Below are 23,896 nucleotides of genomic sequence, written 5' to 3' on the forward strand. Positions count from 1 at the left end.
TTAATACTTCCTTTAAATGTAAGAAAAATTCGTTTCACTCCGGTGAAATTCAACAATCAAGAATAACAGAGCCTATTCAATAACCTTCATAACCTATACCTCAGCTCTATCAGTACTCCATAATGAGGAGCGTGATAGAGATGTCATTCACTAACCTTCAAATAAGAATGAAATTCATTCCACCTTGAACTTCTTTTGGTCCACACGTATGCAAAAAACACGGATCGAAAGGAGACTACAAATGATTATAACCCAATTAAAAAATGCGATGGATGGTAAGACCTTTTCAGAAGATGAAGCAAAATCCATCATGGATCGGATCATGACCGGACACGTTACGTCAAGTCAAATCGCAAGTCTATTAACAATTTTAAAAATGCGTGGAGAAACAGTTGATGAAATGACGGGTTTCGCAAAGTCGATGCGTGAACATGCTATTGCTTTCCCGGTCAACTTGGAAGATACCGTAGATACTTGCGGAACAGGAGGGGACGGCTCTGGAACATTCAACATTTCAACTGCCTCAGCGATTGTCATGGCTTCACTAGGTGTGAAAGTCGCAAAGCATGGAAACAGGTCATTTTCTTCTAAAAGCGGAAGCGCAGATGTGCTCGAATGTCTTAATGTCCCTACCCAATCTGGTGTTGATGAAGCGATCAAAGCTTTGGAAGAGTATTCGATGAGCTTTCTATTTGCACCGCTGTATCATCCAGCAATGAAGCATGCAATAGCTCCGAGAAAAGAAATCGGATTCCGCACCGTATTCAATATATTAGGACCCTTATGCAATCCAGCTGGGTGTCAGCGACAATTGATCGGTGTCTATGATGCACAATTAGCTCGTAAAATGGCAGAAGTGGTTCAACGATTAGGTATTAAGAAAGCAATGATCGTCTCGGGTGACGACGGTCTGGATGAATGTTCGGTAATGTCATCCACAATGGTGCTCGAGGTTACTCCAGATGAAATCAAGACTTACAAAATTCATCCTGAAGATCTTGGTCTTCAAACAGGTAATTTAATAGATATCCAGGTGGATTCACCCGAAATGAGTGCAGACCTCATACGAAAGGTTTTCAACAACAGCTCGAATCCAGCAGCCAAAAACATCGTCATTCTGAATGCAGCAGCAGGTCTTGTCGCTGCAGACCGAGCATCCGATTTTTCAACAGCTGTACCGCTCGTTAAAGAAGCGATCGAATCAGGACAGGTTGAAGGGCATTACCTTAACATGACACATGTGCAGGTGAGGTCCTATGCTTGAGCAGATCGTGGAAACCAAAAAGCAAGAACTATCAAATTATCCTAAGACCTTTGAGAAGGTAACATACACGCAGCGTTCGCTGAAAAATGCGATATCAAACAGCAATCGAAAGCTTGGGCTGATCGCAGAGGTGAAAAAGGCATCACCTTCAAAAGGGATCATCCGCGAAGATTTCCATCCAGTCGATATTGCGAAAACCTATGAAGCAGCAGGGGCAGATGCCATTTCTGTTTTGACTGATAAAACCTATTTTCAAGGTCACTCAGATTATTTGACGCAAATAAAGAAAGCAGTCAATCTACCAATATTACGGAAGGATTTCATCATTGATTCCGTTCAGGTCGAAGAGAGCAAATCGATGGGTGCGGACGCAATCCTGTTGATTAAAGCAATCCTTGATCCAGTGCAAATGAAAGAGTTGTATCTGTATGCAAAAGAACTGGGACTTGAAGTATTGCTGGAGGTCCACTCTAAAGATGAGGTTAAAGAGGTTTTCAATCAATTCATCCCTGAACTTCTCGGCATCAATAACCGGGATTTGAACACCTTTAAAACTTCAGTCGCTCATACTGGGGAAATAGCCTCCGTCATTCCAGAAGAGGTCACTTTTATCAGTGAGAGCGGTATCAAAACCTCTGAAGATGTAAATTTCGTTCATCAAGCTGGAGCGTCTGGAATTTTAGTCGGGGAGACGCTGATGAGATCGAAGTCGATTTCAACTTGTATTGAAGACCTATTCCAGGAGAATTGAGCAATGCCTTATTTGAAAATTTGCGGTATCCGTTCTCAGGAAGATTATGAAACTGTTCGAGAATATAGTGCTGATTATGTTGGGTTCATTTTTGCGGACAGCAAGCGTCGCGTCTCACCAATAGACGTTAGCAAGTGGATCGAACCTCATCATCAAATGAAACATGTCGGGGTCTTCGTCAATCCTGATCTTACTGAAATCGAAGAGACACTTTCACATGTCAAACTCGATGTCATTCAGCTTCATGGCGATGAATCGAACTCGTTCATCAGTGAAGTACGGAGAAATGTCAACATTGAAATATGGAAAGCGTTAGCCCATGGTGAAGGGACACTCCGACAGTTAGATGAGTACGACCATGTCGTCGATGGCTTTGTCATCGATACGAAAGTGAAAGGAAAATGGGGTGGAACAGGCATCAAGTTTGATTGGAACGCCATCCCTGCTTATACCAAAAAAGCGGTGGAGATGGATAAAGATTGCTTTATCGCAGGAGGCATTACCCCCTCCAATATCGAGGAGTGTTTATTGTTCAATCCGATGGGAATCGACCTATCAAGCGGGATCGAGGAGAACGATCGGAAAAGCCCTCAACTTATCAATGACCTTATAGAGAGGATGAATGTTTAAATGCAGACACTTTACCCAGATACAAAAGGGCGGTTCGGCCAATTTGGCGGTCGTTATGTACCCGAAACCTTAATGTTTGCACTTGAGGAATTAGAGGCAGCTTTCAACAATGCGATGGAAGATGAAGATTTCCGGGAAGAGCTCGATCATGAATTGAATCATTATTCAGGGAGACCTACTCCGCTAACATATGCAGAAAACAGTACGAAACGATTTGGTGGAGCACGAATTTATTTGAAACGTGAAGACTTGAACCACACGGGTGCTCATAAAATCAACAACGCCATTGGGCAAGTGCTCCTCGCAAAGCGTATGGGGAAAAGTAAGGTAGTTGCTGAAACAGGTGCTGGTCAGCATGGCGTAGCAGTAGCTACAGCTTGTGCAAGGTACGGTTTGAGTTGCAAGGTGTTCATGGGTGAAGAAGATGTCGAACGCCAATCATTGAACGTGTTCCGTATGAAATTACTTGGGGCTGAGGTGATCTCCGTCCAAAGTGGAAGCAAGACATTGAAGGATGCAACAAATGAAGCGATCCGGTACTGGGCTGGAGCTGTACAGGATACATTCTACTGTATCGGCTCTGTTGTGGGACCTCACCCGTATCCTTATATCGTCCGTAATCTGCAACGTGTCATCGGCGTTGAAACGAAACAACAACATAGCACTTTTTTAGGAAAGTTACCTGACAGGATTGTCGCTTGTGTCGGTGGAGGAAGTAATGCAATGGGCATGTTCCATCCATTTATAGAAGATGAGGTTGAGCTTATTGGTGTAGAAGCAGGCGGACATGGAATTGAAACCGGTGAACACGCAGCATCGATAACAACAGGATCGATTGGAGTCCTCCATGGATCGATGACATTCTTGAACCAGGATCTGAATGGCCAGATCATCGAACCATATTCGATTTCAGCAGGGCTTGATTATCCAGGAGTAGGTCCTGAACACGCTTTTCTAGCAGATTCGAAACGGGTCACCTATAAAACGATTACAGATGATGAAGCAGTAGAGGCGTTGAAGATTTTATCAGAAGAAGAAGGAATCCTGCCTGCTATCGAGAGTGCTCATGCACTTGCACAGGCTTATAAAGAAGCGGCAGAAATGGATCCGAAACAATCCATCGTCGTCTGTCTTTCAGGACGAGGAGATAAGGATGTCGGGACGATCATGAAAGTGATGAAGGAGGGCCAACAATGAATGCACGTTTTGAACAATTAAAGTCGAAAGCGAAACCACTGTTCATCCCATTCATCATGGCAGGAGATCCATCACCTGAAGAAACAATCGAGTTGGCACTTCTCTTACAAGAGGAAGGGGCAGATGTATTGGAGCTCGGAATTCCTTATTCGGATCCTCTTGCAGATGGACCTGTCATCCAAGAAGCTGCGAAACGGGCGAAAGGAATGACGATTGAAAAAGCAATGCAGCTGGTAAAACAGATGCGAGAGCTAGGGCTTGAGATTCCAGTTCTGATATTTACGTACATCAACCCATTTCTACAATTGGGGGAAGAGAGCTTTTTCAACCTGACAAAAGAAAATGACGTTGATGGATTACTGATACCAGATCTACCTTTTGAGGAAAGTGAATCACTAAGACAGCGTTGCCAAGAGGAACACATCAGTTACATTTCATTAGTTGCACCAACAACATCACCAGAGCGGTTATACCATATCGCTCAAGAATCCCAGGGCTTTTTATATTGTGTATCTTCTCTCGGTGTCACTGGGGAACGGAAGGATTTCCATCCAGAAACGAAGCGCTTGTTAAGAGAAGCGAAATCATTTACAGATATTCCGGTAGCATTGGGTTTCGGTATCTCAACACGTGCACAATTCATTGAAGTCGGTAAGGTCTGTGATGGCGTCATTATCGGGAGCTCGATCATCCGGAAAGTCCATGAGCTCCATACGGAAAACCCAGACAATTGGAAAAAAGAATGCAGATCCTATATTTCTTCATTAACCAAAGAAAAGGCTGGCGTACAGTAAAGGATACAAAAATTGAGATGAGCTGAGCAGAGACAGGAATAGACAAACAGCATGATTCTTTTCCATGTCTCCTTTCAAAAGGAGGTAGCGTTTTGAAACGATTTACCAAATCAAAACAGCCGGAAGAAATTAAAAATTATGATACAGCAGGCGGCATACAGATTACCCGTACGCAAACATCACTTGATCCAGGCGAGGCTGTATCCAAAATTTTAAAAGATATTGACCACTACCAGGGAGCGCTTTATTCAAGCCGATATGAATACCCAGGCCGTTATTCTAGATGGGATGTCGGTTTCATCAATCCACCTCTAGAAATAAGAGCGAAAGGATTGGACTTTACGATCAATGCTTTGAATTATCGAGGCAAACTATTACTTCAAATGATCTCGGAGCGATTGAGTACCAGGAATGAAATCGGTTCGTTTAAAAATACCGATTCACAAATCAAAGCTTCGATTGTGAAATCTGATGCAGTTTATCCTGAAGAGGACCGCAGCAGACAACCGTCTATTTTCAACGTCGTCCGTACACTTAAAGATTTATTTTATTCAGATGAAGATTCTTTTTTAGGACTATACGGAGCCTTTGGCTATGACCTTGTTTTTCAATTCGAGTCAATTGATCTTAAACAACAGAGAGATCCCGATGTAGAAGATATAAAACTCTTCTTACCAGATGAAATCGTAGTGGTGGATCATCAATCTGATCATGCTTATCAGCTATCCTACGATTTTCGATTCGTGTCACTCAAAACGGAAGGATTGAAACGGAACGGTGCACGTAATCCTGACCAATCAATCAACGGTACAAAATATAATGAATATCAACCAGGTAAATATGCCCAATTAGTGGATGAAGCTCGAAAACGGTTTAAACAGGGCGATATGTTCGAAGTCGTACCTTCACAAACCCTATATGAAAAATGTGAAACTACCCCTTCCGAAGTGTTCGATCGACTACAGCAAATCAATCCTAGTCCATACGGGTTCATCATCAATCTAGGCGATGAGCATCTGGTCGGGTCTTCACCTGAAATGTATGTACGTGTCGAAGGAAATCGGGTTGAAACGTGTCCGATTTCTGGGACGATCAAACGCGGGAAAAACGCATTAGAAGACGCTGATCAGATCCGAAAACTATTGAACTCGAAAAAAGATGAAGAAGAATTGACTATGTGTACCGATGTGGACCGGAATGACAAGTCGAGAATTTGCTTGCCAGGATCGGTTAATGTCATCGGCAGAAGGCAGATCGAAATGTACTCACACTTGATCCATACCGTTGATCACGTTGAGGGGTATTTAAGGCCCGAATTTGATGCATTGGATGCATTTTTGACGCATATGTGGGCTGTAACCGTAACCGGTGCCCCGAAAAAAGCAGCAATCCAATGGATCGAAGAACACGAAGATTCTCCAAGAGGCTGGTATGGAGGCGCTGTAGGTTGGTACAGTTTCAATGGAGATTTGAATACTGGATTGACTTTGAGAACGATCCGGATAAAAAATCAGACCGCTGAAATTCGGGTAGGTGCAACATTGCTTTATGATTCGATTCCTGAAGATGAAGAACAGGAAACACTGACAAAAGCAGCAGGACTTTTAAAAGCGATCCGTGAACCTATCAAGGATGAGGATGCTCGGAACAACCAGTTGCCAGGAGAGTCAAAGAACGTGTTGATTGTGGATCATGATGATTCGTTTGTCCATACATTAGCGAACTACTTTAAACAGACTGGTGCACATGTGGTCACCTATCGAGCACAAAAAGCGAGAGAGATGCTGCGATATCAAAACAATTTTGATCTGGTCGTTCTTTCTCCTGGACCGGGAACCCCTGCACAGTTTGACGTGTGGGCAACTATCCGCTTATGTATCGAAAAAAAGATTCCCATCTTTGGTGTATGTCTAGGTTTTCAAGGAATCGTCGAGTATTTTGGAGGGAGTTTGGATTTACTGGATTACCCGCAACATGGAAAAACTTCAACCATTACTCAAATGAATTCAAGCAAGATGTTTGAGGGATTGCCGGATAAGTTCCAGGCGAGCCGCTATCATTCAATCTATGCAGAACATATTCCTGAAAGCCTTATATTGACTGGATTATCCCAGGATGATATCCCTATGGCGATCGAACATAAATCTCTCCCGATAACCGCCGTACAGTTTCATCCAGAATCAATTGTCAGTTCTGATGGAGATGTCGGTATCCGCATCATCTATAACGTGATGAAGCAACTGGATAAATCACTTGAAGAACTTTCAGTATGAAGGAGGAGGCTGTCCTGAGGGGCAGCCTCCTGCTTTTCATGGATGTTCTGAAATTGTAACGGACACCAGGGCCGTTATTTGTGACAAATATGCGGTTTTTCTGAATTTAACGGACACCAGGGCCGTTATCTGTGAACAAATCAGCTGATTTACTAAGATTTTAACGAAATAAGAGCTCTGGTGTCCGTTATTTTTATAAATGAACGATTTTTTGGAAAATAAGGTCTCCTGTGTCCGCTAAGGGTCTTACAGAAATTGTTTTAGCAAGAAGTCTTGAGAATTCCCTCTATGCTCAATATTATGAGTCAACCTCTTTCTTTCAATAGCAGGATTTCATCGACCCACAATTGATAGAGTCTTGTAATAGAGTAAAGGGTTCCGTTTTGAGGTGCATAAAGAATAAATAACATTAGAAATGTCCCGTGCCAATTCACGGGACATTTTACTTTAATATCAAGGGTTGTGAAACATTAGGCAAATGACATTTTAATTGACACGCTGTTTTCATTCGTACACTAGTTATTGTACGATCCAAAGAGTTTGTCAAAATGAGTACCGGTTTTGATGACGTTTTTGATGTTATTATTTCCTTGAAAGTTCTGTTCTTGTGGTAAAATAAGGATAAATATATGAGTTTTGGAGCAAGGAATAAAGCTATTTTCTTGTAATGGGAGGTTAATTTAAGAAGAAAATAATGGTAAAATTAGTAAGATCCTTTTTGGAAGGTTAACCTAATTAATTGAAAGGGTTACTATATCTTGGAGTATGACATTTTAATTTTTATTATGAAAATGCTTTAGGGAGGGTGAAATGGAACCGAAAATAAATATCAATAATTCAACACATTTTTCCTGGCTGTCGCGTTGGCCGCAGTGGACTAGGTATGCAGCTGCTCTATGGTCCCTACTATACGGGTTACTCGGGCTGTACTGGTTATTAGGTGGCAACGGATTTCCTTTCGGTAAAAACGATTCACGGGCAGAAATGATGGGATCATTTTTATCAAATCTTAATGTTGATGCCGGGGGACCAGTCATTGCCATAGCTGGATTGATAGGTACAGTGGTAGCTATAGCGATGATAATGCCATGGGGAAGTCGTTTTCCTCGTGCAATATTTCTCTCCTTTGCTTGGATAATGAGTGTGACGCTTATATTTATAGTTCCAGATTCGCGAATTGTGCAGAACTTTGCTTATTTGTTTTTGCTTCACTTTGATCTGCTGGATTGGAGAGTTATTAATCAAGTTTTTTGTATAGTTGGTGGGTTCATATGGGGCGCTTCTGCAATAGCATATTTTCGTCTTACACAGAATGCTTGCGGCAATTGTGGCAGGAATGACGCTACAGAAGGATCATCAGCAAAAGCAACAGCAAAGTGGGGAAAGTGGTTTACCTATTTAGCCGTTATTATGGCATTGCCATACGGTATTGTCCGATGGGCGTGGGCGTTAGGAATTCCTTTGGGGACAAACGACTCATCAATGGTTGGGAATGAAGACAATGTAATAGTTGAAGCCATACTGGGAGGATTATGTATTGGCGGTGGAATTCTAACTCTTGGACTTATTCAGAGATGGGGAGTGATTTTTCCACGGTGGTGTTTTTTTCTAGCAGGTAAACAAATTCCAATTTGGTTTGTTATGGTTCCTGCAATGTTGATGTCGGCTATTATCACGATAACGGGGCTAAAGCTTAGTCCACAAATCATATTTATGATGGTTAATGGCTCAATTACCAATGAAAATTGGGGACAATTTGTTCCTTTTTTGTTCTGGTTGCCATGGGGAATATCTCTAGGGATAGCAATTTTAGCCTATTATTTAAAAAGGCGGGGACGATGCAAACATTGTGGTAAACTTTAACTCCTCATTTTAATGGTCATTTAACATAAATAAAACCAAATGTGACGAATTTAGATTACTTATAGATTGTATACATGAGAGTTTTTATTTTCCTTCACTTTACTATTCGTTGATATGCAACCATAGGGCGCTTTTCTTGAATAAGCAACACTAGTTTATACATTTCCCAAAGTCTATTAAAATGCCAAAAATCCCTGCATTTTGATCGAAAGCAGGGATTTTTGGCATTTTAATGATCGCAGTTTATTTTTAAATCACTACACTACATTTTAAGTGTAATCATTCACAAACGTGATGATTTTTTAGCCCTGAATGTAGCATGTTATAAGTCCATTATTACATTTCTAACCTATTAGAATCAGTCATTTGGTATTCCGTTTATGTACATTTAAGAAAATAAAAAGAACGTATTTTTGTATAACGTATTATTATAGTACAACAAGAAACACCTAATAAAACCCAAGATATTAGGACTTTTTATTATAAGGTTAACCAGGTCATCTGGTTAGCCTATTTAGGTTATTCTTTAGGTAGCCGGGGTAAGACGTAGCGTCCGTGGGACTTGATCCCGTCAGTAATACTGGTCACCACCTACTTTTAATATGGTGCCTTAAAATAAAGTTTGATCAAAATCAAGATTTTTTATATCAAACAGACTTATATTTATAAAAAGATTGTATCGCATTACGCATGGAACGAATGACACCTTTTGCATTAATATCAAATATTAAATCCAATCTTTCATCAATAATGTCACTAACAGGTTCAAAACCCATCCATAATACCATCATTATTAATTAGAATATCTAAGGTTCCAAAATTCATTTACTGCTGTCTCAAACAATTCCAACTGCAAATGCTTCTGAGTGGGGAGCAAATCAGATCGGACTATTTTCCCTTGTTAATAAGCAGATTACAGAATATAAAATCCCTACCCAACAAACTGAGCCACATGGTATCACTTGTGATAATAATGGGGACGTTTGGTTTGCATTGGAGTGTAATAAATTAGGTAATATAACAAATTATTGATATATAGCACTATGAAATCTGTTAGAATTTTGAGATTGTTCAAGAAAGGGTGCTTTCCTAAAGTTAGGATAACACCCATTTTGTTCAATAAGGAAGTATTATTTAATCAAAGTCTAAGAGAGGAAACTTTGGTCAGTACGGTATTAAAAAAGCGAACCCAATCTAAAAGGTTTCGCTTTTTGGTGTTGAATGGTATTTTCGCCACATATGAACAAGACAGCATATCACCAGCATGCTCTGCATCAACCAAATCCCATGAGATAATGAGGTCATTTTTTCCAGTAGTGGTATAGCTCCAAACCCCGCTAAAAACCCACATCTCGTTGCGAGCGTGTTGAGACCGAACAAGCGGCCGCGAACATGTTCGTCACTGCGCTGAAGGAGTGTGTAGTGACATACTTGCACCAGTGCTTCAGCAGCTCCTACAAGGAATAGAACAAGAAACGTGGCGAGTGTTAAATCATAAATAAACGTGAGTGATACGAATGTTCCAAACAAAAGTAAACTGACGATATAACGCCGCTCGTTAACATCTTGTTTTTTTATAATCAATGAACATAGAAATGATCCAACAGCTACAGTCGACCACATCATCCCGTTATATAAATCCCCGTATTCCTCTATAGATGCGATGAGCGGTAGGGCGTATTGATAAGCAGAAGCTGCAAATGGATACACAAATCCAACTGTCAGCAAAAACATGTACATACCTGACTGTAAAACGTTTCGTAAGGTTTGTTTCTGTTCAACGGGCTGAAGCGATTTGGTTGGTTCTGACCAGTGGATATTTAACAATACAATGGCTGATCCAATATACATCAAGCCGTCAAACACAAGCAAATACTTATAAGAAAAAAAGGTCGAAATCAAACCGCCAGCGGGAAAGCCAACGATACTCATCGTCGCTCCAAGACGTACAAGCAGCGAGTTGATTTCCGTAAGGCGCTCTTCACCAAATATCGTAGGAATTGATGCTCGAAAACTCACATCAAAAAATGTATACGTAATACCAAGTAAAAAGGCAACAATAACAATAAACAGTGGATGTTCTATGAAAATTAAACTTAACACAGCGATTCCGCTTGCAATTTCTGAAATAATCATCGTTAGGCGCTTCGAAAAACGGTCGGCAACAATGCCTGCAAGATAGCTTGACATCATGCCACCAATTTGTCTCCCTAAAAAAAACAGCATCATATACAGCTCAGGATACGTACTCATTAACAGTGCGCTCGTCAAGCCGATAAACTGCATACGTGAACTAAAATCAGACAATGCTTTCGTATATAAATAATAGATTGGTTTCATCATAGCCTCCAAAAGTCTGGCGGCTAAAGAAGTGTACGTCCCCCTTATTAAGGGCGTACACTGATGATTGTATGCATAGTAATACCTCCTAAAAATCATAAACTAAAAAATAAGAGCGGAAGGGACGTGCTTCCATTGCTCGCCTTTTCTTCTCTTTTATTATATGTTCCGATTACTAAAAAGAATAGCGGAATTTGACAAACTGTTTGCGGAAGCACTTCTGTTAAGAGGAACGGTAAATATCGAACCCGACAGCGGTACCTCTGTAAAGATTGCGGCAAGAGTTTCAATGATATGACCAATACACCTTTTTCGGATAGTCGTTTTATTCTTATGGGAGTGGGATTAGCTTTGTAGAGGTACATTTTCTCGATTATCGGGATGTTGCGCTTGTATCATTATTATTAGGTGTAACGTGTTTTACCATTCTTTTTTCCATATGGGCTGTCGTAAACACATATCATAGAAGAAAAACAACAATGAAAACTTGAGTTTTAGTTATTCCGTAAAAGGGGGCTTTTCTTCAAGAAGGAGAACAGCTCCTATTGAAGAAGTGGGTTCACAAGAGAGTATAACCTTTATATAATAAGTTCTCCGTTGTTTGTAAAGACAAAAGACTCGTCAGTAACGAGTCTCTTTATTATATATTCAATGCCAATTATGATGGCAAAACGATTGTCATTATGTTCAATATTTTTGATTTTGCACCTTAAAACTGAACAGTTTGGTAATAGAGTGAGATCTCCTTTCTATTTGATATGATAGACTTACTTAAAGGCTAATTTGGAGGTTCTTCTCTTTTTATTAAATATACTTGCTTTCCCGAAGGATTCTCGTATATTTCAATTGCTATCGGTTTCTATTCATCTTCTTATCAGAATTATCAACAACCTATTATTAACAATCTACTTAAATGAGGGGAAGGGTTCTGAGGTGCAGCCATTTACTGAAAAAGTGATCACGATCATTCAAGATATACCTGCGGGTAAAGTAATGACATATGGACAGATTGCTAGACTAGCAGGGAGCCCACGGGGAGCTAGACAAGTCGTGCGAATCCTTCATACCATGAGTCAAGCCTATGAACTGCCATGGCACAGAGTCATCAATGCAAAAGGGGAAATTGCTATAAAGGATGAACAACAAAGAAGTCGGCAACTGACTGCCTTGGAACAAGAGGGAATCAAGCTTACTGAACAGAATAAAGTAGATCTATCCGTATACCGCTATGAATCTGACTGGAATGACGTTGATATCATTTAGTGCGTTAATTAGGTATATAGCCTATTTTAATTGAAATAAGTTTAAACTCTTATGATTTTGTGAACGGTGTTATACACACAAAATGTAAGGGGGAATTGCTATGAAACGTTGGCTATCCTTTTTACTCGTAATTATCGTACTTGTAATTCTCAACGCATGCAGGGCTGATAATGATGAGGATAGTGATTCAAAAGACACTTCATTAAGCGGAAAAGAAAATGAAGGGAATACCAGGGATGAAGTCGTACCTATTTCAGTCGAACTGAAGAACGGAGGAGGGGAAAAAGTTGGGACAGCTGATCTGGAACAACAGTTTTCAGGCGTTGTAATCAAGATTAAAGCTTCCAACCTATCACCTGGTAAACATGGTTTTCACATTCATGAAAAAGGAGTTTGTGAAGAGCCCGATTTCAAATCAGCTGGTGATCATTTCAACCCTACCGATGTAAGTCATGGTGAGAAAGAAGATGGTCCACATGCCGGAGATCTTCCAAACCTTCAAGTGGGAGAAGATGGAACGGTTGAAACGGAGATAACCACTGATATGGTTACACTTAAAAGTGGAGAAGAAAACTCATTGATTGGATCTGATGGCACCACATTGATCATCCATGAAGAAGCAGATGATCATAAATCACAACCTTCAGGCGATGCTGGAGATCGGACAGCATGTGGTGTAATTAGTGATGGTTCTTAGATTACTATGGAAAGAGGTTATCATATAGATAGCCTTTTTCTATGTAAAAGCTGCCACAATAGTACCCATTATTGTAAGGGAAACAACATGATACCCAGCGCTTATGAAGAATAGCACAGTATTACGTCCTTCAAATATCGTAGGGGAGATTTCTCGTACGACAGAAAATCCTATTCCCGCTAAGAATCCAAGTGTAGCTCCACTCCATAATGTAATAGGGTCGAAAAGTTGTATAAGCAGTGACAGGACGTATGCAGATATAATCCCCCCTAAAAACGTAAGCAGGTGACCTAAATTTGCGCTAGATGAAGAGAAATCCTCTCTGGTTTTATTGACCGTTTCTATCCATATATTCGCAAATAAGAGAGGGGAATACCAAAGTGCACCGATCATGAAGTTCGCCACTGCAGCAAGTGCAATTCCAAGAATACTGATATCTGCTATGTCCAAATGATCATACCCCCTGCCTAAATAGTATATTGGTACCAATATCTTACTAGTATTATAGCACGAACTTTGTCTATCCATATGAATATTTTTAGAATTTTCTGCATAAAATTCATCACTCACCTTTTTCATTTCAAAAAATTGAAAAGGAAGGAGGAGTGGCTGATATGGATGGGAATCTCACATATTTTGCAGCTTTAGTCGCTGGTTTCCTCCTATTGAAAATGTCATTGGAAGGTACCTTCTTAGAAAGCTTCGACTCGCCATTGGACATTATCGGAATTATAACAGTTATCGTGTTTGCAGCAGTCCTCATATTCAAAGCCGTCAAGTTGCTGGTAAAAAAAGCATAACGCTTGCGTTCAATCATGAGAGGCAACCATAATTAAAGTGGTTGTCTTTTTTTAGGCTTTGTTCAGTTATTTGTTGATTTCTACGAAATTCACTCCCTTTCCGCAGGCAAACGAAAAGCGGAAGCGACCCGGTTAGGCACGGGGGTCACTGGAAAACTGACGAGGAGGCTGTTGCCGCCGCAGGAAGTTTGAAGTGATCCAAGTGACTGGTCGCTGAGCTAGACATCACTACCCTGTATTAACCCACTTCCGCAAGCCTCCTCGCTCATTAGCACTGTAGTCGTTAGTCGAAGATCCTTAAATCGCTGCGGGGTCTCGCCTGGATCGCTTATCCCGCAGGAGTGTCGTGAATTTCGCTTAAAATCAATAAAGTCTTTTAAAAAGATTCCATTTTTAGGTTTTTTGTTGAAATTGTTGTTTTCTACAAAATACTCGCTTTCTGCTGCTAGCCGGGTTCATTAGACTTCTTATCTTCATTGTAAACAACAGCATTTATTTACTTTTATTTGAAAGGGGAACTCAGTCTTGATCAAACAAGCTACACTGAATGAGCTGGATAAACTTGCTGAACTATTCGATAAGTATCGTGTCTTTTATGGTAAAACCGCTGATATAAAAGGGAGTAGAACATTCCTACAAGAACGAATAAAAAACGAGGAATCAGTGATCTATCTAGCAATGATGGATGATGAAGTTAACACCATTATGGGCTTTGTACAATTATATCCGATCTTTACATCAGTTGGTTTGAAAAGACAATGGTTGCTGAATGACTTATACGTAGAACCCGCTTACAGAAGGAAAGGGGTCGGTGAAAAGTTGTTATCAAAGTCCGAAGAATTATCCCGACAGACTGCTTCAGCTGGGATTCTTTTGGAAACTGCTCACGAAAACACAGGTGCACAACAACTTTATGAGAAATTCGGTTATGAAAAAGACACAGATCACTATTATTATTTTTTGACCACATAATCTCTCTCAGGTTATTTTTATGTGCACTCATAGAGTGTATGGAATGCATACATCAGGTACAATATTGGTAGATGCGTCAGGAAATGAGGGTATACGATGTGTATTTTATTTATCGCTTATAAAAAGCACCCAGAATATAAAATCATTGTTGCAGCTAATCGGGACGAATTTTATGAAAGACCTACTGCCAAGGCACATTTTTGGAAGGATGAACCGACCATTCTGGCAGGTAGAGATCTACAGCAAATGGGAACGTGGATGGGGGTTTCCACAAAGGGTCGCTTTGCCGCTTTGACGAATTATAGGGACCCTCATGAACCAAAGGACAATAAAATTTCCAGAGGACAGATTATCCGTGACTATTTATCATCCGCCTCTGCACCAGAAGAGTTTTTACATACCTTACAAGAACAGCGCAGCAGCTATCAGGGCTTCAATCTCATCATCGGAAACATGGATTCCTTATGGTACTACTCCAACATACAGGATGAAACAAAATCAATGTCCCCAGGGATTTATGGACTGAGCAATCATTTCATAGACACACCTTGGCCAAAAGTTGAAAACGGAAAAAAAGATCTGGTGAGGTGTATCGAAAAATCAGATTCAATCAACAAAGAGTGCCTGTTCCAACTTTTGAAAAACAGTGACCCCGCAAATCGAAGTGAGCTGCCTGACACCGGTGTAGGAATCGAATGGGAGGAAAAGCTGTCACCAATCTTCATTGAAACGGAACATTACGGAACACGTTCTTCAACTGTTTTTACAGTAGATAATAATGGCGTCGTCGATTTTACCGAACGCAGTTTGATTGAAGGGAAAATTGAAACAGTGAACGTGACTTTTGAAATTAATGAAAGAATTTAATACGTCCAAAGGCTCTGTTTGTGTAAACAGAGTAACCGGGATCAGTCTGTCTTTTTATAGAATTCTTCGCATATAACCTACGATGAATAGAAAGGTGGATTATTCTACCTTTCTTTAATTATATCTTTTATAATGCTTTCTTTCCTGATCATTTCTTGATTGAATTAGGATGGACCTTTTCCGTTTACTCCGAAACACAGGCAGATGCTTGTGTTTTTTTCAATCCAATAAAACGGAGGCGTGTCCTATGGAAAAAGTATGTCTGTAATTAGAAAAAATCGAAATATCATTTTTAGATCGCGTAATCTTACAAATCCCAAAGCTGGCTGTACATCAGTTTGACAGAATCGGAATTGTCGGAATGAATGGAGCTGGTAAAAGTACATTGTTGAAACTGATGGATGGTCAACTAGTCCCTGAAAAAGGGCAAGTGAATAGGTTCATAGAGTTCGCCTACTTTGATCAAGTTGCAACCCCAATTGAAGCTGAAGTCGATTATGAAATGAGCGGTAGGCTTTCAATCCCGAAGACTGCTATTGAAAACTTCAGCGGCGGAGAGCTTACAAGGCTTAAACTCGCTCAAATCTTCTCTACCTATCAAGAAGGATTGTTGATCGACGAACCGACCACCCATCTCGATGAATCGGGCACTCAATTTCTAATCGAACAACTCAACTATTATTACGGAGCACTTGTCCTTGTAAGCCATGACCGACATGTATTGGATCAACTGGTCACAAAGATCTGGGAAGTTGAAGAAGGAACTGTTACGGAATACCCAGGGGATTATTCCGATTATGTGGCCCTAAAAGAACTTCAGCGGAACCAACAACAAGAGAAGCATGAAAGGTATGAAAGAGAGAAGGCGCGGCTATTAAGAGCTGCCGATGAAAAGATGAGAAAGGCGGAATCAATTACACAGGCGAATAGTCATTTATCAAAAAAAGAAACGAAAGCCAAAGCGAATAAGATGTTCATGACAAAATCAAAAGAGTCCAGCCAGAAAGGAGTTCAACGCGCTGCAAAAGCGATCGAGCAACGTGTATCTCAGCTCGAGACAGTTGAGGCACCGAAAGAAGAACAGGTGCTTCGTTTCAACCAGCCACCCACGTTGAAGCTGCACAATAAGTTCCCCATCATGGCCAATGGGTTCACACTGATGAATGGTGGAAAGACGCTCTTTCATGAAGTGAGTTTTCAATTCCCATTTGGCAGCACCATCGCGATCAAAGGCCCTAACGGTTCAGGCAAAACGACGTTGCTGAAACATATTTTTGAAAAAGGAGAAGGTCTAGACATTTCGCCCCAAAGCGGTCATAGGCCTTTATCAACAGATGAGCTATCAGTTTAAGAAGGATGAAACAGTACTGAATTACATTAAGGTGAGAAGTGATTATGTTGAAAGCAGGATCAGAGCCGTGCTCCATGCTATGAATTTCAATGGCACTGACTTGAAAAAGAGTGTGAAGGTATTGAGCGGGGGAGAAGCGATCCGCCTTGAGTTGTGCCGGCTGTTCTTGGGGAGATACAATATCCTGATCCTTGATGAACCGACGAATTTCCTCGATGTATTTTGTATCGAAGCGTTAGAACGTTTTTTGGGAGCTTATGAAGGAACAGTATTACTCGTCTCCCATGATCGAACGTTCATAGACCGGGTAGCAGATTGCGTCTATGAAGTCGAAGATAATAAATTGGTTATGAAATGATTATATAAGAACACAAATCAACTGATCTTGTAAAAGTCAGTTGATTTGTGTTTTTTGCCTATCTCATTTTCTTTGGATAACATCTTTTGAATTCATGAATGATTAATGCATCTGAGCTTTTTTTATAAGTATGCTAAAACAGAATGTGTTTATTTAAGATTAGATCAACTTTTCTTATTATCATCATTTTCGTTCAACAGATCGTCATCAGAGGGTGAAAATTCCTCACCGACTTCAGTTGCATATTTTTGAACATCAACATCCGCTTTTGACGGTCGCAAAGGATTGGTGACTTCAATGAAAATATGATACACGAATTCTGAAATCGAAATAAACAGGGCAGCCAGTGCAGCACCCCAAAATTGGTTGGCTGCTGTATCGATATAGGGATCCGCAAAAAGCCAAAACACAATGAAAACCAAACCGAGATCCACAATCGTGGCAATGAAATTTCCGAGTTTCTTCAATACATATAAATCCCCGATAACATAACCGACCACCGTAATCAACACTGACATCCAAAGGATATTTCCGATCGGTACACCGAAAAATACGGTCAGTGTTACATAAGCAATACATATGGTTATCAAGAACTTTGAAAGTATAGCTACAATGTGTCTTATATTCAATGTAATATTCTCCTTTATTATGAATTTACCTATCCCTATTTTTACCAAAGTCTTTCGTATTATTTATTCTGCAGGTCATTTTTCCTGCATGTAGGCATATTCAAATAAGGATTAGGCTTCATTCAAAGGAAAATATTTCCTCCTCAGATGTATAGAACCTTTATAAACGATAAAAAACGAATGACCGCCAATCCCTTATTTGGGATTTGGCGGTTTTGTTAACTTCTAAAATTTGTAAATGTTAACTAGAGTTGTATATCACATTATTTTAAAAAAATTATTCTACAGTGATGTTAAGCTAGGAACAACGAAATTCAAGGTCTTTGAAGTGCTCCAGGAGGCTTTTCCATCCAACCTCTGTCAATCATTATATTAAATCCATCTTCAGCATATGCCATCACTTCAGTCAAGAGTTTAGAATAATTAGCAACTAAATCTCTTCTCATTGAAACAGACAAAGCATGTCCAAAATACGTAAAACTCGTAGCATTTAATGTAGTAACCAAAAACATGATTAATTTTTCAGAAAATGGAGAAATCTTTGAGTCAGTCACTTCCATTTCAACTGGAACCGTCCCCAACAAATCTTCTTCTTTTAAAAGATTGTTCAAATAATCAACTTGCTTATTAGCTAAATCTTTTCCCCTCTTTAAGTACTGATTGATTTCTTTATCGTCTACGACTTGGATTAATCCATATAATAGAAGGATTCCAAAATAGTTTCTTTCAATGTTAAAAAAAACCTCTGTGAGTTCCACTGAATTTATTGGTCTTCGCTCACCAAACCACCCTGTCAAGAATGATTGTTTTTCTATAAATTCTACCTTATGAGGATAAGGGATTATTGGGGGACGGTCATATATACCTTTTGATAACATATAGCGTACTGACTTCTTATAAAGCTCATTAGTTGAAGCTTGAATTTGAGAGAAAAGTTCAAGTACATCATCTCGTGCTACGTTTGAAGTAAGGATTCCATTATTGCACAAGCCTATTCTGCTCATGCCATATACAAAACTTAACGCATATAAATCACCAAATAGTGCAGGGGCCGAAAAGTTAACATCGTTGTCCGAAAATCCCAGAGGGATTGGAAACTTTTCTTCTTTAAATATATTTTCGATGTTTTTCATATGCATTTGAGAAAAGTTTAAAGCCTCATTTACTATTGAAATGATTTCTTCGTCTTGGAGATGTTGCAAAAAATGCTTAAAAAAACAGATAGATGCACTATCATAAATATATGTACTCCATAAGCTTGCAATTTCTGTAGATGATAACTTGCTTTTGTGATTTTCCATGAATCAATTTCATCCTTTCAGTAAGAATAGTTTTTTATAGGATAAGATATTTTGGTTAAACTTATTCTTATGTTTACACCTTAAAACAGTTTATAGGCAATAAAAAGGGATCCTCAGTGGAAGATTCCTTTTGGGACGTTTTTTCAGCCTTATGGATTATTTATTTCCAGAATAGTACAACAACCTGCTGTTTATTCAAGAAAAGGGCGCTATCCTGGAACAAACAAGGATAAGCGCTCTTTTTCCTTTTTAGGGCAATTTAGTGAAACAAGCATGTAATAATTAATGGTAAAATAGTGAGGATTTTTTAAATTGAATAAGGGGGAATATATTGTGAAATCCATAAAGGTTCATCATTATGATGCGTTCAGTAAAGAACCTAATAAAGGGAATCCAGCTGGTGTAGTTTTAAACGGAGATGACTTAACTGATAAAGAGATGCAAGAAATAGCTTTCAAAGTAGGTTTTAATGAGACAGCTTTTTCAGTTAAATCGGATGTAGCTGACCTTAGAATACGTTTTTTCACACCAGGACACGAAATGAACTTATGCGGTCACGCAACAATGGCTACTGTTTATGCGTTAAAAACAAAAGGGTTATTGAGAGATAAAACGGATTTTACAATTGAAACAAAGGCAGGAATTTTGCCAATAAAAATTAATTCAACTACTGATAGTGAAATATTTATAACAATGAAACAAGTTTCACCTCAATTTGAAGAATTTAAAGGTTCAAAGGAAGATTTAGCAAATTCGATTGGATTAAAAGAATCAGATATTCGTGAAGATTTACCGATAGTATATGGAAGTACAGGTACTTGGACACTATTAATTCCAATAAAACATCTTGATGCTTTTAAAAAAATGAAACCTAAGAATAAGGTGTTCCCTACTATTTTGAAAGAAATACCCAAATCATCAATACATCCTTTTTGTTTGGAAACTTATGATTCCAATGCTGATATGCATGCCCGACACTTTTCATCACCTTATTCCGGCACAATTGAGGATGCAGTTACGGGAACGGCTTCAGGGGTTATGGGAGCCTTTTTTGCTAAATACATAAAAAACAACAATTTTGAAGAACCACTAAATCTTATAGTAGAGCAAGGTCATGAAATTCAAAAAGATGGTCGGGTTATGGTACAGCTTTTAAAAATTAGAGAGGTTTATGATGTTGAAATTACTGGAAATGCCGTGCATGTTAAGGATTTCGAAGTTTTTATAAAAAATGAATAACATGCTACAACTAAGTTGCTACGTTTTAAGAGAATTAAGTGATTTTAGGATTGAGACCATATTTGAGTTATTCCATTAAAGAGCGCAATTCTGTAGTAAAGAATTGCGCTCTATCTTTATTTAAAGGGCAATTTAAGCAGTTTGGTCATTGGCGAATCTAATTACAAAAAATGTAATCAATGTAAATGAAATTAGGAATGAAAGTGCAAATGGAAATGCTCCTGTACTCTTCCTTTGTCAATTGATCAATCGGTTACTTGTAAATGGATACTACAAGTACTGTGATACGAGGATTAAACGTGGCGATATTGAAATCGGAGCAAGAGTAAAATTGAAAAGTTATAAAGTGAGAAATGTCCCACTGGCGGATTTTCTAATAGTAGTTACCAACTTTAATGTCGGTGAACATTATAAGAAAAACTTGCTGACGGCCTTTGATACATAAAGAAAACTTGGTAAAGCCAAGCCTTGGCGCAGGCTGAGCCTTAGTTGCGCTTATACTGAAGAAAGTATTGAACATGATGTAGTTTTTCCTAAGGTCATGCAGCCTTTTCGGATACCTCTTTCATGAAGTGACCTGAACCCAACCAAGCTGATAATGCAAACATGAGGTAGATTGCTTGTGTTGGATCGTTACCCTGTAGTAACAATTGCAAGCCGACTCCGATTCCTAATGAAGGGATGACGATCAACAATGTCCGCATGATCCTTTCAAACCCTTTATTATGCGGGAGCGGCCAGATCCTAGAGAAAATCACTCCTAGTGCCACCCCGAGAGCTGAGACAATGATAATCTGGAAAATCACCGTTGGGGTAGGGAACGGCCAACCAGCAAGAAAATGACCGATTAGATAAAACAATTCCAAGAATAATGCAATCCCAAGGGCTTTTCGAATGACTTTCAAATCCAAGTATGGTTGAAACATATATAACCCTAAAGTGACTATTCCAAAGAATACTGTCATGAAAATTCCTCCTTTGAAAAGGGATTCTGATAAACCGATTGTTTTATGTATGGGGCAGATCCAAAACATCAATTTTGTTTTGATCTGCCTTTTTGGTTTGCACGAATGTTCGTGAATAGAAACGGACACCAGGAACGTTATCTGTGAAATAATGAGATGATTTACTACTACTTTTTCAAAATTAGTGCTCTAGTGTCCGTTTTTTTTATTAATAGACGACTTTTGGTGAAAATAAGGTTTCCTGTGTCCGTTAGCGGTCTTTCCGAAAGTGAAAACAAGCAGTCTTGAGAATTTACCCTTATGCGGAGCACCTATGGATCATGCTCAAATAAGTCATCCTGTCTTGTCCATCACTTTCGGAACGCGGATATCTTCCACCATCTGTTGGATTTCTTCTGGTGGCGCTGCTGTACGTCTCGATACAATGAAGGAGATGATGAAGTTCAAGAGGGCTCCGACTACACCGATTCCTTGTGCGTTTATACCGAAGAAGCTCTCGATTACTGGGGTTTCAGTCCCGAATACTTGCGGCGAACGCATTAGCAAAATCATGATGACTGTAAATGCTAAACCGATTGAAATTCCCCAGATGGCGCCTTCACGGTTCATCCTTCGATCAAAGATTCCGAGCAAGATCGCAGGGAATAGGCTAGCCGCTGCCAGTCCGAATGCAAACGCAACAACTTCGCCGACAAACCCTGGTGGATTGACACCGAAATAGCCGGCAACGATGACAGCAAGGAAAATCATGATCCTCCCGATTTTGAGACGTTGCTCTTCACTAGCATTCGGTCTGTAGATCCGATAATAGATGTCATGTGAAACGGCACTAGACATCGCAAGCAAAAGTCCTGAAGCGGTAGAAAGTGCAGCGGCAAGTCCTCCTGCTGCAACAAGCGCTATGACAATAGGTGCGAGCTCAGCAACTTCCGGTGTGGAAAGTACGATGATATCCGGGTCAATCGTCACTTCATTTGCTGCTGCATCGGAAGAAAATGCTAAAACACCATCACCATTCTTATCTTCAAGTGTCAGTAGACCTGTTTCCTCCCATTTCGTTACCCAGGCCTCTTCACGGACCTGTTCGATTGACTGATCATTGAAACTGTTGATCAGGTTATATTTTGCAAATACTCCGATTGCTGGAGCAGTTGTATAAAGAAGTGCAATGAATAGCAACGCCCAACCGGCTGACCACCGTGCTGCACGAACATTTTTCACCGTATAGAAACGGATGATCACATGGGGCAGACCGGCGGTCCCGATCATAAGGGCAAGCGTGACAGCGAATACATTCAGTCCTGACATATCAGTAAAAGGTGCAACATATTCTTTTAGGCCGAGTTCAACTTGTAAAATACTCAACTCTCTAGCGATGTCACTGAATGTAAGGGCTAACTGAGGAACAGGGTTACCAGTCAATTTGAACGAAATCGCAATGGCTGGTATCAAAAAAGCGACGATCAGAATCGAATACTGCACTACCTGTGTCCAAGTGATCCCTTTCATCCCCCCAAGCACAGCGAAAAATGCCACAATTGCCATGCCGATAAGGACGCCGACAACAATATCCACTTGTAAATACCTACTGAAAACAATCCCAACACCACGCATCTGACCCGCTACGTATGTAAGGGAGATGAAAAGTGTTGCGACAGCCGCTACTGCCCGGGCACCGTTGGAATAGTACCGGTCACCAATAAAATCCGGTACGGTGTACCTACCGAACTTCCGCAGATAGGGTGCAAGAAGAAGTGCAAGTAGAACATATCCTCCTGTCCAACCCATCAGATAAATCGTCCCGTCGTAACCTAAGAACGAAATCAGGCCAGCCATCGAAATGAAGGAAGCTGCCGACATCCAGTCTGCTGCAATTGCAGCCCCATTGGCTGCTGCTGGTATATCCTTTCCGGCTACGAAAAAGTTACTTGTATCTTTTACTTTTGAACGCCAACCGATATATAAGTAGATGGCAAATGTAAGGATGACTAGGGTCAAGGTAAGAGATTCTACACTCATGTCGATACCCCCTTGTCCTTAGACGAAGATTCTTCTGTCAGGATCACTTCCTGAACATCATACTCCTTGTCCAGCTTGTCCATTCGTATTGCGTAATAAAAGGTCAATATCAAGAATATGATGATCGATCCTTGCTGTGCAAACCAGAATGCCAGAGGAACACCAAAGAACTGAATCTCACTAAGAGGTTTTGCAAGGATAATAGCAGCCACTAAAGAAACAAGTGCCCAGATCACTAGCAAAATACGGATCAATCGAGTATTCTTCTTCCAATATTCCTTTTGCTTGTACGACAAATCCTGCTGTGTTTCTTTCATTTCCAG

General features: G+C 40.0%; 22 protein-coding genes and 3 pseudogenes. 17 read left to right on the forward strand and 8 right to left on the reverse strand.

Features of this window, described 5'->3' with window-relative positions; genetic code table 11:
- Window positions 1-241: 241 nt before the first annotated feature.
- The 7 genes from trpD (at window position 242) to KOL94_RS05990 (ending at window position 8,772) form a co-directional block, all read left to right on the forward strand.
- Window positions 242-1,264: an anthranilate phosphoribosyltransferase gene (gene trpD / locus KOL94_RS05960; RefSeq protein WP_221564928.1), complete on the forward strand. Its 1,023-nt coding sequence runs from the start codon at window positions 242-244 to the stop codon at window positions 1,262-1,264.
- Complete coding sequence (gene trpC, locus KOL94_RS05965; protein ID WP_221564930.1) at window positions 1,257-2,015, forward strand: indole-3-glycerol phosphate synthase TrpC; 759 nt, start codon at window positions 1,257-1,259, stop codon at window positions 2,013-2,015. The genes trpD and trpC overlap by 8 nt, the downstream gene beginning before the upstream one ends.
- A gap of 3 nt (window positions 2,016-2,018) precedes the next feature.
- Window positions 2,019-2,645 carry a phosphoribosylanthranilate isomerase gene (locus KOL94_RS05970; RefSeq protein ID WP_221564932.1) on the forward strand — a complete coding sequence of 209 codons (627 nt, stop codon included), beginning with the start codon at window positions 2,019-2,021 and terminating at the stop codon, window positions 2,643-2,645.
- Entirely contained in the window at window positions 2,646-3,842 is a 1,197-nt protein-coding gene (gene trpB / locus KOL94_RS05975; protein WP_221564934.1) for a tryptophan synthase subunit beta, read from the forward strand.
- Entirely contained in the window at window positions 3,839-4,636 is a 798-nt protein-coding gene (trpA, locus tag KOL94_RS05980) for a tryptophan synthase subunit alpha (RefSeq protein WP_221564935.1), read from the forward strand. Before trpB ends, trpA begins: the two co-directional genes overlap by 4 nt.
- A 92-nt stretch (window positions 4,637-4,728) precedes the next feature.
- Window positions 4,729-6,909, forward strand: coding sequence for an anthranilate synthase component I (locus KOL94_RS05985; RefSeq protein ID WP_221564937.1), 2,181 nt, complete (start codon window positions 4,729-4,731; stop codon window positions 6,907-6,909).
- A gap of 810 nt (window positions 6,910-7,719) precedes the next feature.
- The gene (locus tag KOL94_RS05990) at window positions 7,720-8,772 is read left to right on the forward strand and encodes a hypothetical protein (protein WP_260412215.1); all 1,053 of its coding nucleotides are present in this window, start codon (window positions 7,720-7,722) and stop codon (window positions 8,770-8,772) included.
- 668 nt (window positions 8,773-9,440) lie between these two features.
- Here the strand turns inward: KOL94_RS05990 and KOL94_RS05995 are convergent.
- Window positions 9,441-9,591: pseudogene (locus KOL94_RS05995) on the reverse strand (SDR family NAD(P)-dependent oxidoreductase); the annotation flags it as partial.
- A 24-nt stretch (window positions 9,592-9,615) separates the two neighbouring features.
- Between KOL94_RS05995 and KOL94_RS25865 the strand changes: the two are divergent.
- Window positions 9,616-9,804 (forward strand): virginiamycin B lyase family protein, encoded by a 189-nt coding sequence (locus KOL94_RS25865; protein ID WP_483298083.1) that lies wholly within the window; start codon window positions 9,616-9,618, stop codon window positions 9,802-9,804.
- A 162-nt stretch (window positions 9,805-9,966) separates the two neighbouring features.
- Here the strand turns inward: KOL94_RS25865 and KOL94_RS06000 are convergent, their stop codons facing one another.
- Window positions 9,967-11,112 (reverse strand): MFS transporter, encoded by a 1,146-nt coding sequence (locus KOL94_RS06000; protein WP_221564939.1) that lies wholly within the window; start codon window positions 11,110-11,112, stop codon window positions 9,967-9,969.
- Between the two features lie 207 nt (window positions 11,113-11,319).
- Here KOL94_RS06000 and KOL94_RS06005 point away from each other — a divergent pair.
- The 3 genes and pseudogenes from KOL94_RS06005 to KOL94_RS06015 form a co-directional block, all read left to right on the forward strand.
- Window positions 11,320-11,439 (forward strand): annotated as a pseudogene (locus tag KOL94_RS06005) (transposase); the annotation flags it as partial.
- Window positions 11,440-12,045: 606 nt separating this feature from the next.
- Window positions 12,046-12,375 (forward strand): MGMT family protein, encoded by a 330-nt coding sequence (locus KOL94_RS06010; protein ID WP_221564941.1) that lies wholly within the window; start codon window positions 12,046-12,048, stop codon window positions 12,373-12,375.
- 100 nt (window positions 12,376-12,475) lie between these two features.
- A complete protein-coding gene (locus tag KOL94_RS06015; protein ID WP_221564943.1) occupies window positions 12,476-13,072 on the forward strand; it encodes a superoxide dismutase family protein in 597 nt (198 codons plus the stop codon).
- Between the two features lie 39 nt (window positions 13,073-13,111).
- On the opposite strand, the gene KOL94_RS06020 is transcribed toward KOL94_RS06015, so the two are convergent.
- Window positions 13,112-13,522, reverse strand: a complete 411-nt coding sequence (locus KOL94_RS06020; RefSeq protein WP_221564944.1) for a DUF1761 domain-containing protein — start codon at window positions 13,520-13,522, stop codon at window positions 13,112-13,114.
- Between the two features lie 164 nt (window positions 13,523-13,686).
- On the opposite strand from KOL94_RS06020, the gene KOL94_RS06025 reads away from it, so the two are divergent.
- The 4 genes and pseudogenes from KOL94_RS06025 (at window position 13,687) to KOL94_RS06040 (ending at window position 17,420) form a co-directional block, all read left to right on the forward strand.
- Complete coding sequence (locus tag KOL94_RS06025; RefSeq protein WP_221564945.1) at window positions 13,687-13,872, forward strand: hypothetical protein; 186 nt, start codon at window positions 13,687-13,689, stop codon at window positions 13,870-13,872.
- A 525-nt stretch (window positions 13,873-14,397) separates the two neighbouring features.
- Window positions 14,398-14,844, forward strand: coding sequence for a GNAT family N-acetyltransferase (locus KOL94_RS06030; protein WP_221564946.1), 447 nt, complete (start codon window positions 14,398-14,400; stop codon window positions 14,842-14,844).
- A 96-nt stretch (window positions 14,845-14,940) separates the two neighbouring features.
- Window positions 14,941-15,711 (forward strand): NRDE family protein, encoded by a 771-nt coding sequence (locus KOL94_RS06035; protein WP_221564947.1) that lies wholly within the window; start codon window positions 14,941-14,943, stop codon window positions 15,709-15,711.
- A 277-nt stretch (window positions 15,712-15,988) separates the two neighbouring features.
- Window positions 15,989-17,420: pseudogene (locus KOL94_RS06040) on the forward strand (Msr family ABC-F type ribosomal protection protein).
- 164 nt (window positions 17,421-17,584) lie between these two features.
- Here the strand turns inward: KOL94_RS06040 and KOL94_RS06045 are convergent.
- Window positions 17,585-18,049 carry a YndM family protein gene (locus KOL94_RS06045; protein WP_221564948.1) on the reverse strand — a complete coding sequence of 155 codons (465 nt, stop codon included), beginning with the start codon at window positions 18,047-18,049 and terminating at the stop codon, window positions 17,585-17,587.
- Window positions 18,050-18,363: 314 nt separating this feature from the next.
- Window positions 18,364-19,350, reverse strand: coding sequence for a DUF3231 family protein (locus tag KOL94_RS06050; RefSeq protein WP_221564949.1), 987 nt, complete (start codon window positions 19,348-19,350; stop codon window positions 18,364-18,366).
- A gap of 333 nt (window positions 19,351-19,683) precedes the next feature.
- On the opposite strand from KOL94_RS06050, the gene KOL94_RS06055 reads away from it, so the two are divergent.
- Entirely contained in the window at window positions 19,684-20,589 is a 906-nt protein-coding gene (locus KOL94_RS06055) for a PhzF family phenazine biosynthesis isomerase (protein WP_221564950.1), read from the forward strand.
- 148 nt (window positions 20,590-20,737) lie between these two features.
- Window positions 20,738-21,034: a hypothetical protein gene (locus tag KOL94_RS06060; RefSeq protein ID WP_221564951.1), complete on the forward strand. Its 297-nt coding sequence runs from the start codon at window positions 20,738-20,740 to the stop codon at window positions 21,032-21,034.
- Between the two features lie 94 nt (window positions 21,035-21,128).
- On the opposite strand, the gene KOL94_RS06065 is transcribed toward KOL94_RS06060, so the two are convergent.
- The 3 genes from KOL94_RS06065 to KOL94_RS06075 form a co-directional block, all read right to left on the reverse strand.
- Window positions 21,129-21,554, reverse strand: a complete 426-nt coding sequence (locus KOL94_RS06065; protein WP_221564952.1) for a hypothetical protein — start codon at window positions 21,552-21,554, stop codon at window positions 21,129-21,131.
- A gap of 333 nt (window positions 21,555-21,887) precedes the next feature.
- On the reverse strand, window positions 21,888-23,573 hold the full coding sequence (locus tag KOL94_RS06070) for a sodium:solute symporter family protein (protein ID WP_221564953.1): 1,686 nt from the start codon (window positions 23,571-23,573) through the stop codon (window positions 21,888-21,890).
- Window positions 23,570-23,890, reverse strand: a complete 321-nt coding sequence (locus KOL94_RS06075; protein WP_221564954.1) for a DUF4212 domain-containing protein — start codon at window positions 23,888-23,890, stop codon at window positions 23,570-23,572. The genes KOL94_RS06070 and KOL94_RS06075 overlap by 4 nt, the downstream gene beginning before the upstream one ends.
- Window positions 23,891-23,896 lie beyond the last annotated feature (6 nt).

Origin of the sequence: Alkalihalobacillus sp. TS-13, from assembly GCF_019720915.1 — a bacterium.
In the GTDB taxonomy this organism is placed as follows: domain Bacteria; phylum Bacillota; class Bacilli; order Bacillales; family Fictibacillaceae; genus Pseudalkalibacillus.

What these genes read in the sequence shown, in the direction of transcription:
- trpB (WP_221564934.1), top strand. Translation starts at nt 2,646, where the DNA reads ATGCAGACACTTTACCCAGATACAAAAGGGCGGTTCGGCCAATTTGGC.
- KOL94_RS06025 (WP_221564945.1), top strand. Translation starts at nt 13,687, where the DNA reads ATGGATGGGAATCTCACATATTTTGCAGCTTTAGTCGCTGGTTTCCTC.
- KOL94_RS05990 (WP_260412215.1), top strand. Translation starts at nt 7,720, where the DNA reads ATGGAACCGAAAATAAATATCAATAATTCAACACATTTTTCCTGGCTG.
- KOL94_RS06065 (WP_221564952.1), bottom strand. Translation starts at nt 21,554, where the DNA reads ATGACAGTATTCTTTGGAATAGTCACTTTAGGGTTATATATGTTTCAA.
- KOL94_RS06050 (WP_221564949.1), bottom strand. Translation starts at nt 19,350, where the DNA reads ATGGAAAATCACAAAAGCAAGTTATCATCTACAGAAATTGCAAGCTTA.
- trpA (WP_221564935.1), top strand. Translation starts at nt 3,839, where the DNA reads ATGAATGCACGTTTTGAACAATTAAAGTCGAAAGCGAAACCACTGTTC.
- KOL94_RS06000 (WP_221564939.1), bottom strand. Translation starts at nt 11,112, where the DNA reads ATGAAACCAATCTATTATTTATATACGAAAGCATTGTCTGATTTTAGT.
- KOL94_RS06015 (WP_221564943.1), top strand. Translation starts at nt 12,476, where the DNA reads ATGAAACGTTGGCTATCCTTTTTACTCGTAATTATCGTACTTGTAATT.
- KOL94_RS06075 (WP_221564954.1), bottom strand. Translation starts at nt 23,890, where the DNA reads ATGAAAGAAACACAGCAGGATTTGTCGTACAAGCAAAAGGAATATTGG.
- KOL94_RS05970 (WP_221564932.1), top strand. Translation starts at nt 2,019, where the DNA reads ATGCCTTATTTGAAAATTTGCGGTATCCGTTCTCAGGAAGATTATGAA.
- KOL94_RS06070 (WP_221564953.1), bottom strand. Translation starts at nt 23,573, where the DNA reads ATGAGTGTAGAATCTCTTACCTTGACCCTAGTCATCCTTACATTTGCC.
- KOL94_RS06035 (WP_221564947.1), top strand. Translation starts at nt 14,941, where the DNA reads ATGTGTATTTTATTTATCGCTTATAAAAAGCACCCAGAATATAAAATC.
- trpC (WP_221564930.1), top strand. Translation starts at nt 1,257, where the DNA reads ATGCTTGAGCAGATCGTGGAAACCAAAAAGCAAGAACTATCAAATTAT.
- trpD (WP_221564928.1), top strand. Translation starts at nt 242, where the DNA reads ATGATTATAACCCAATTAAAAAATGCGATGGATGGTAAGACCTTTTCA.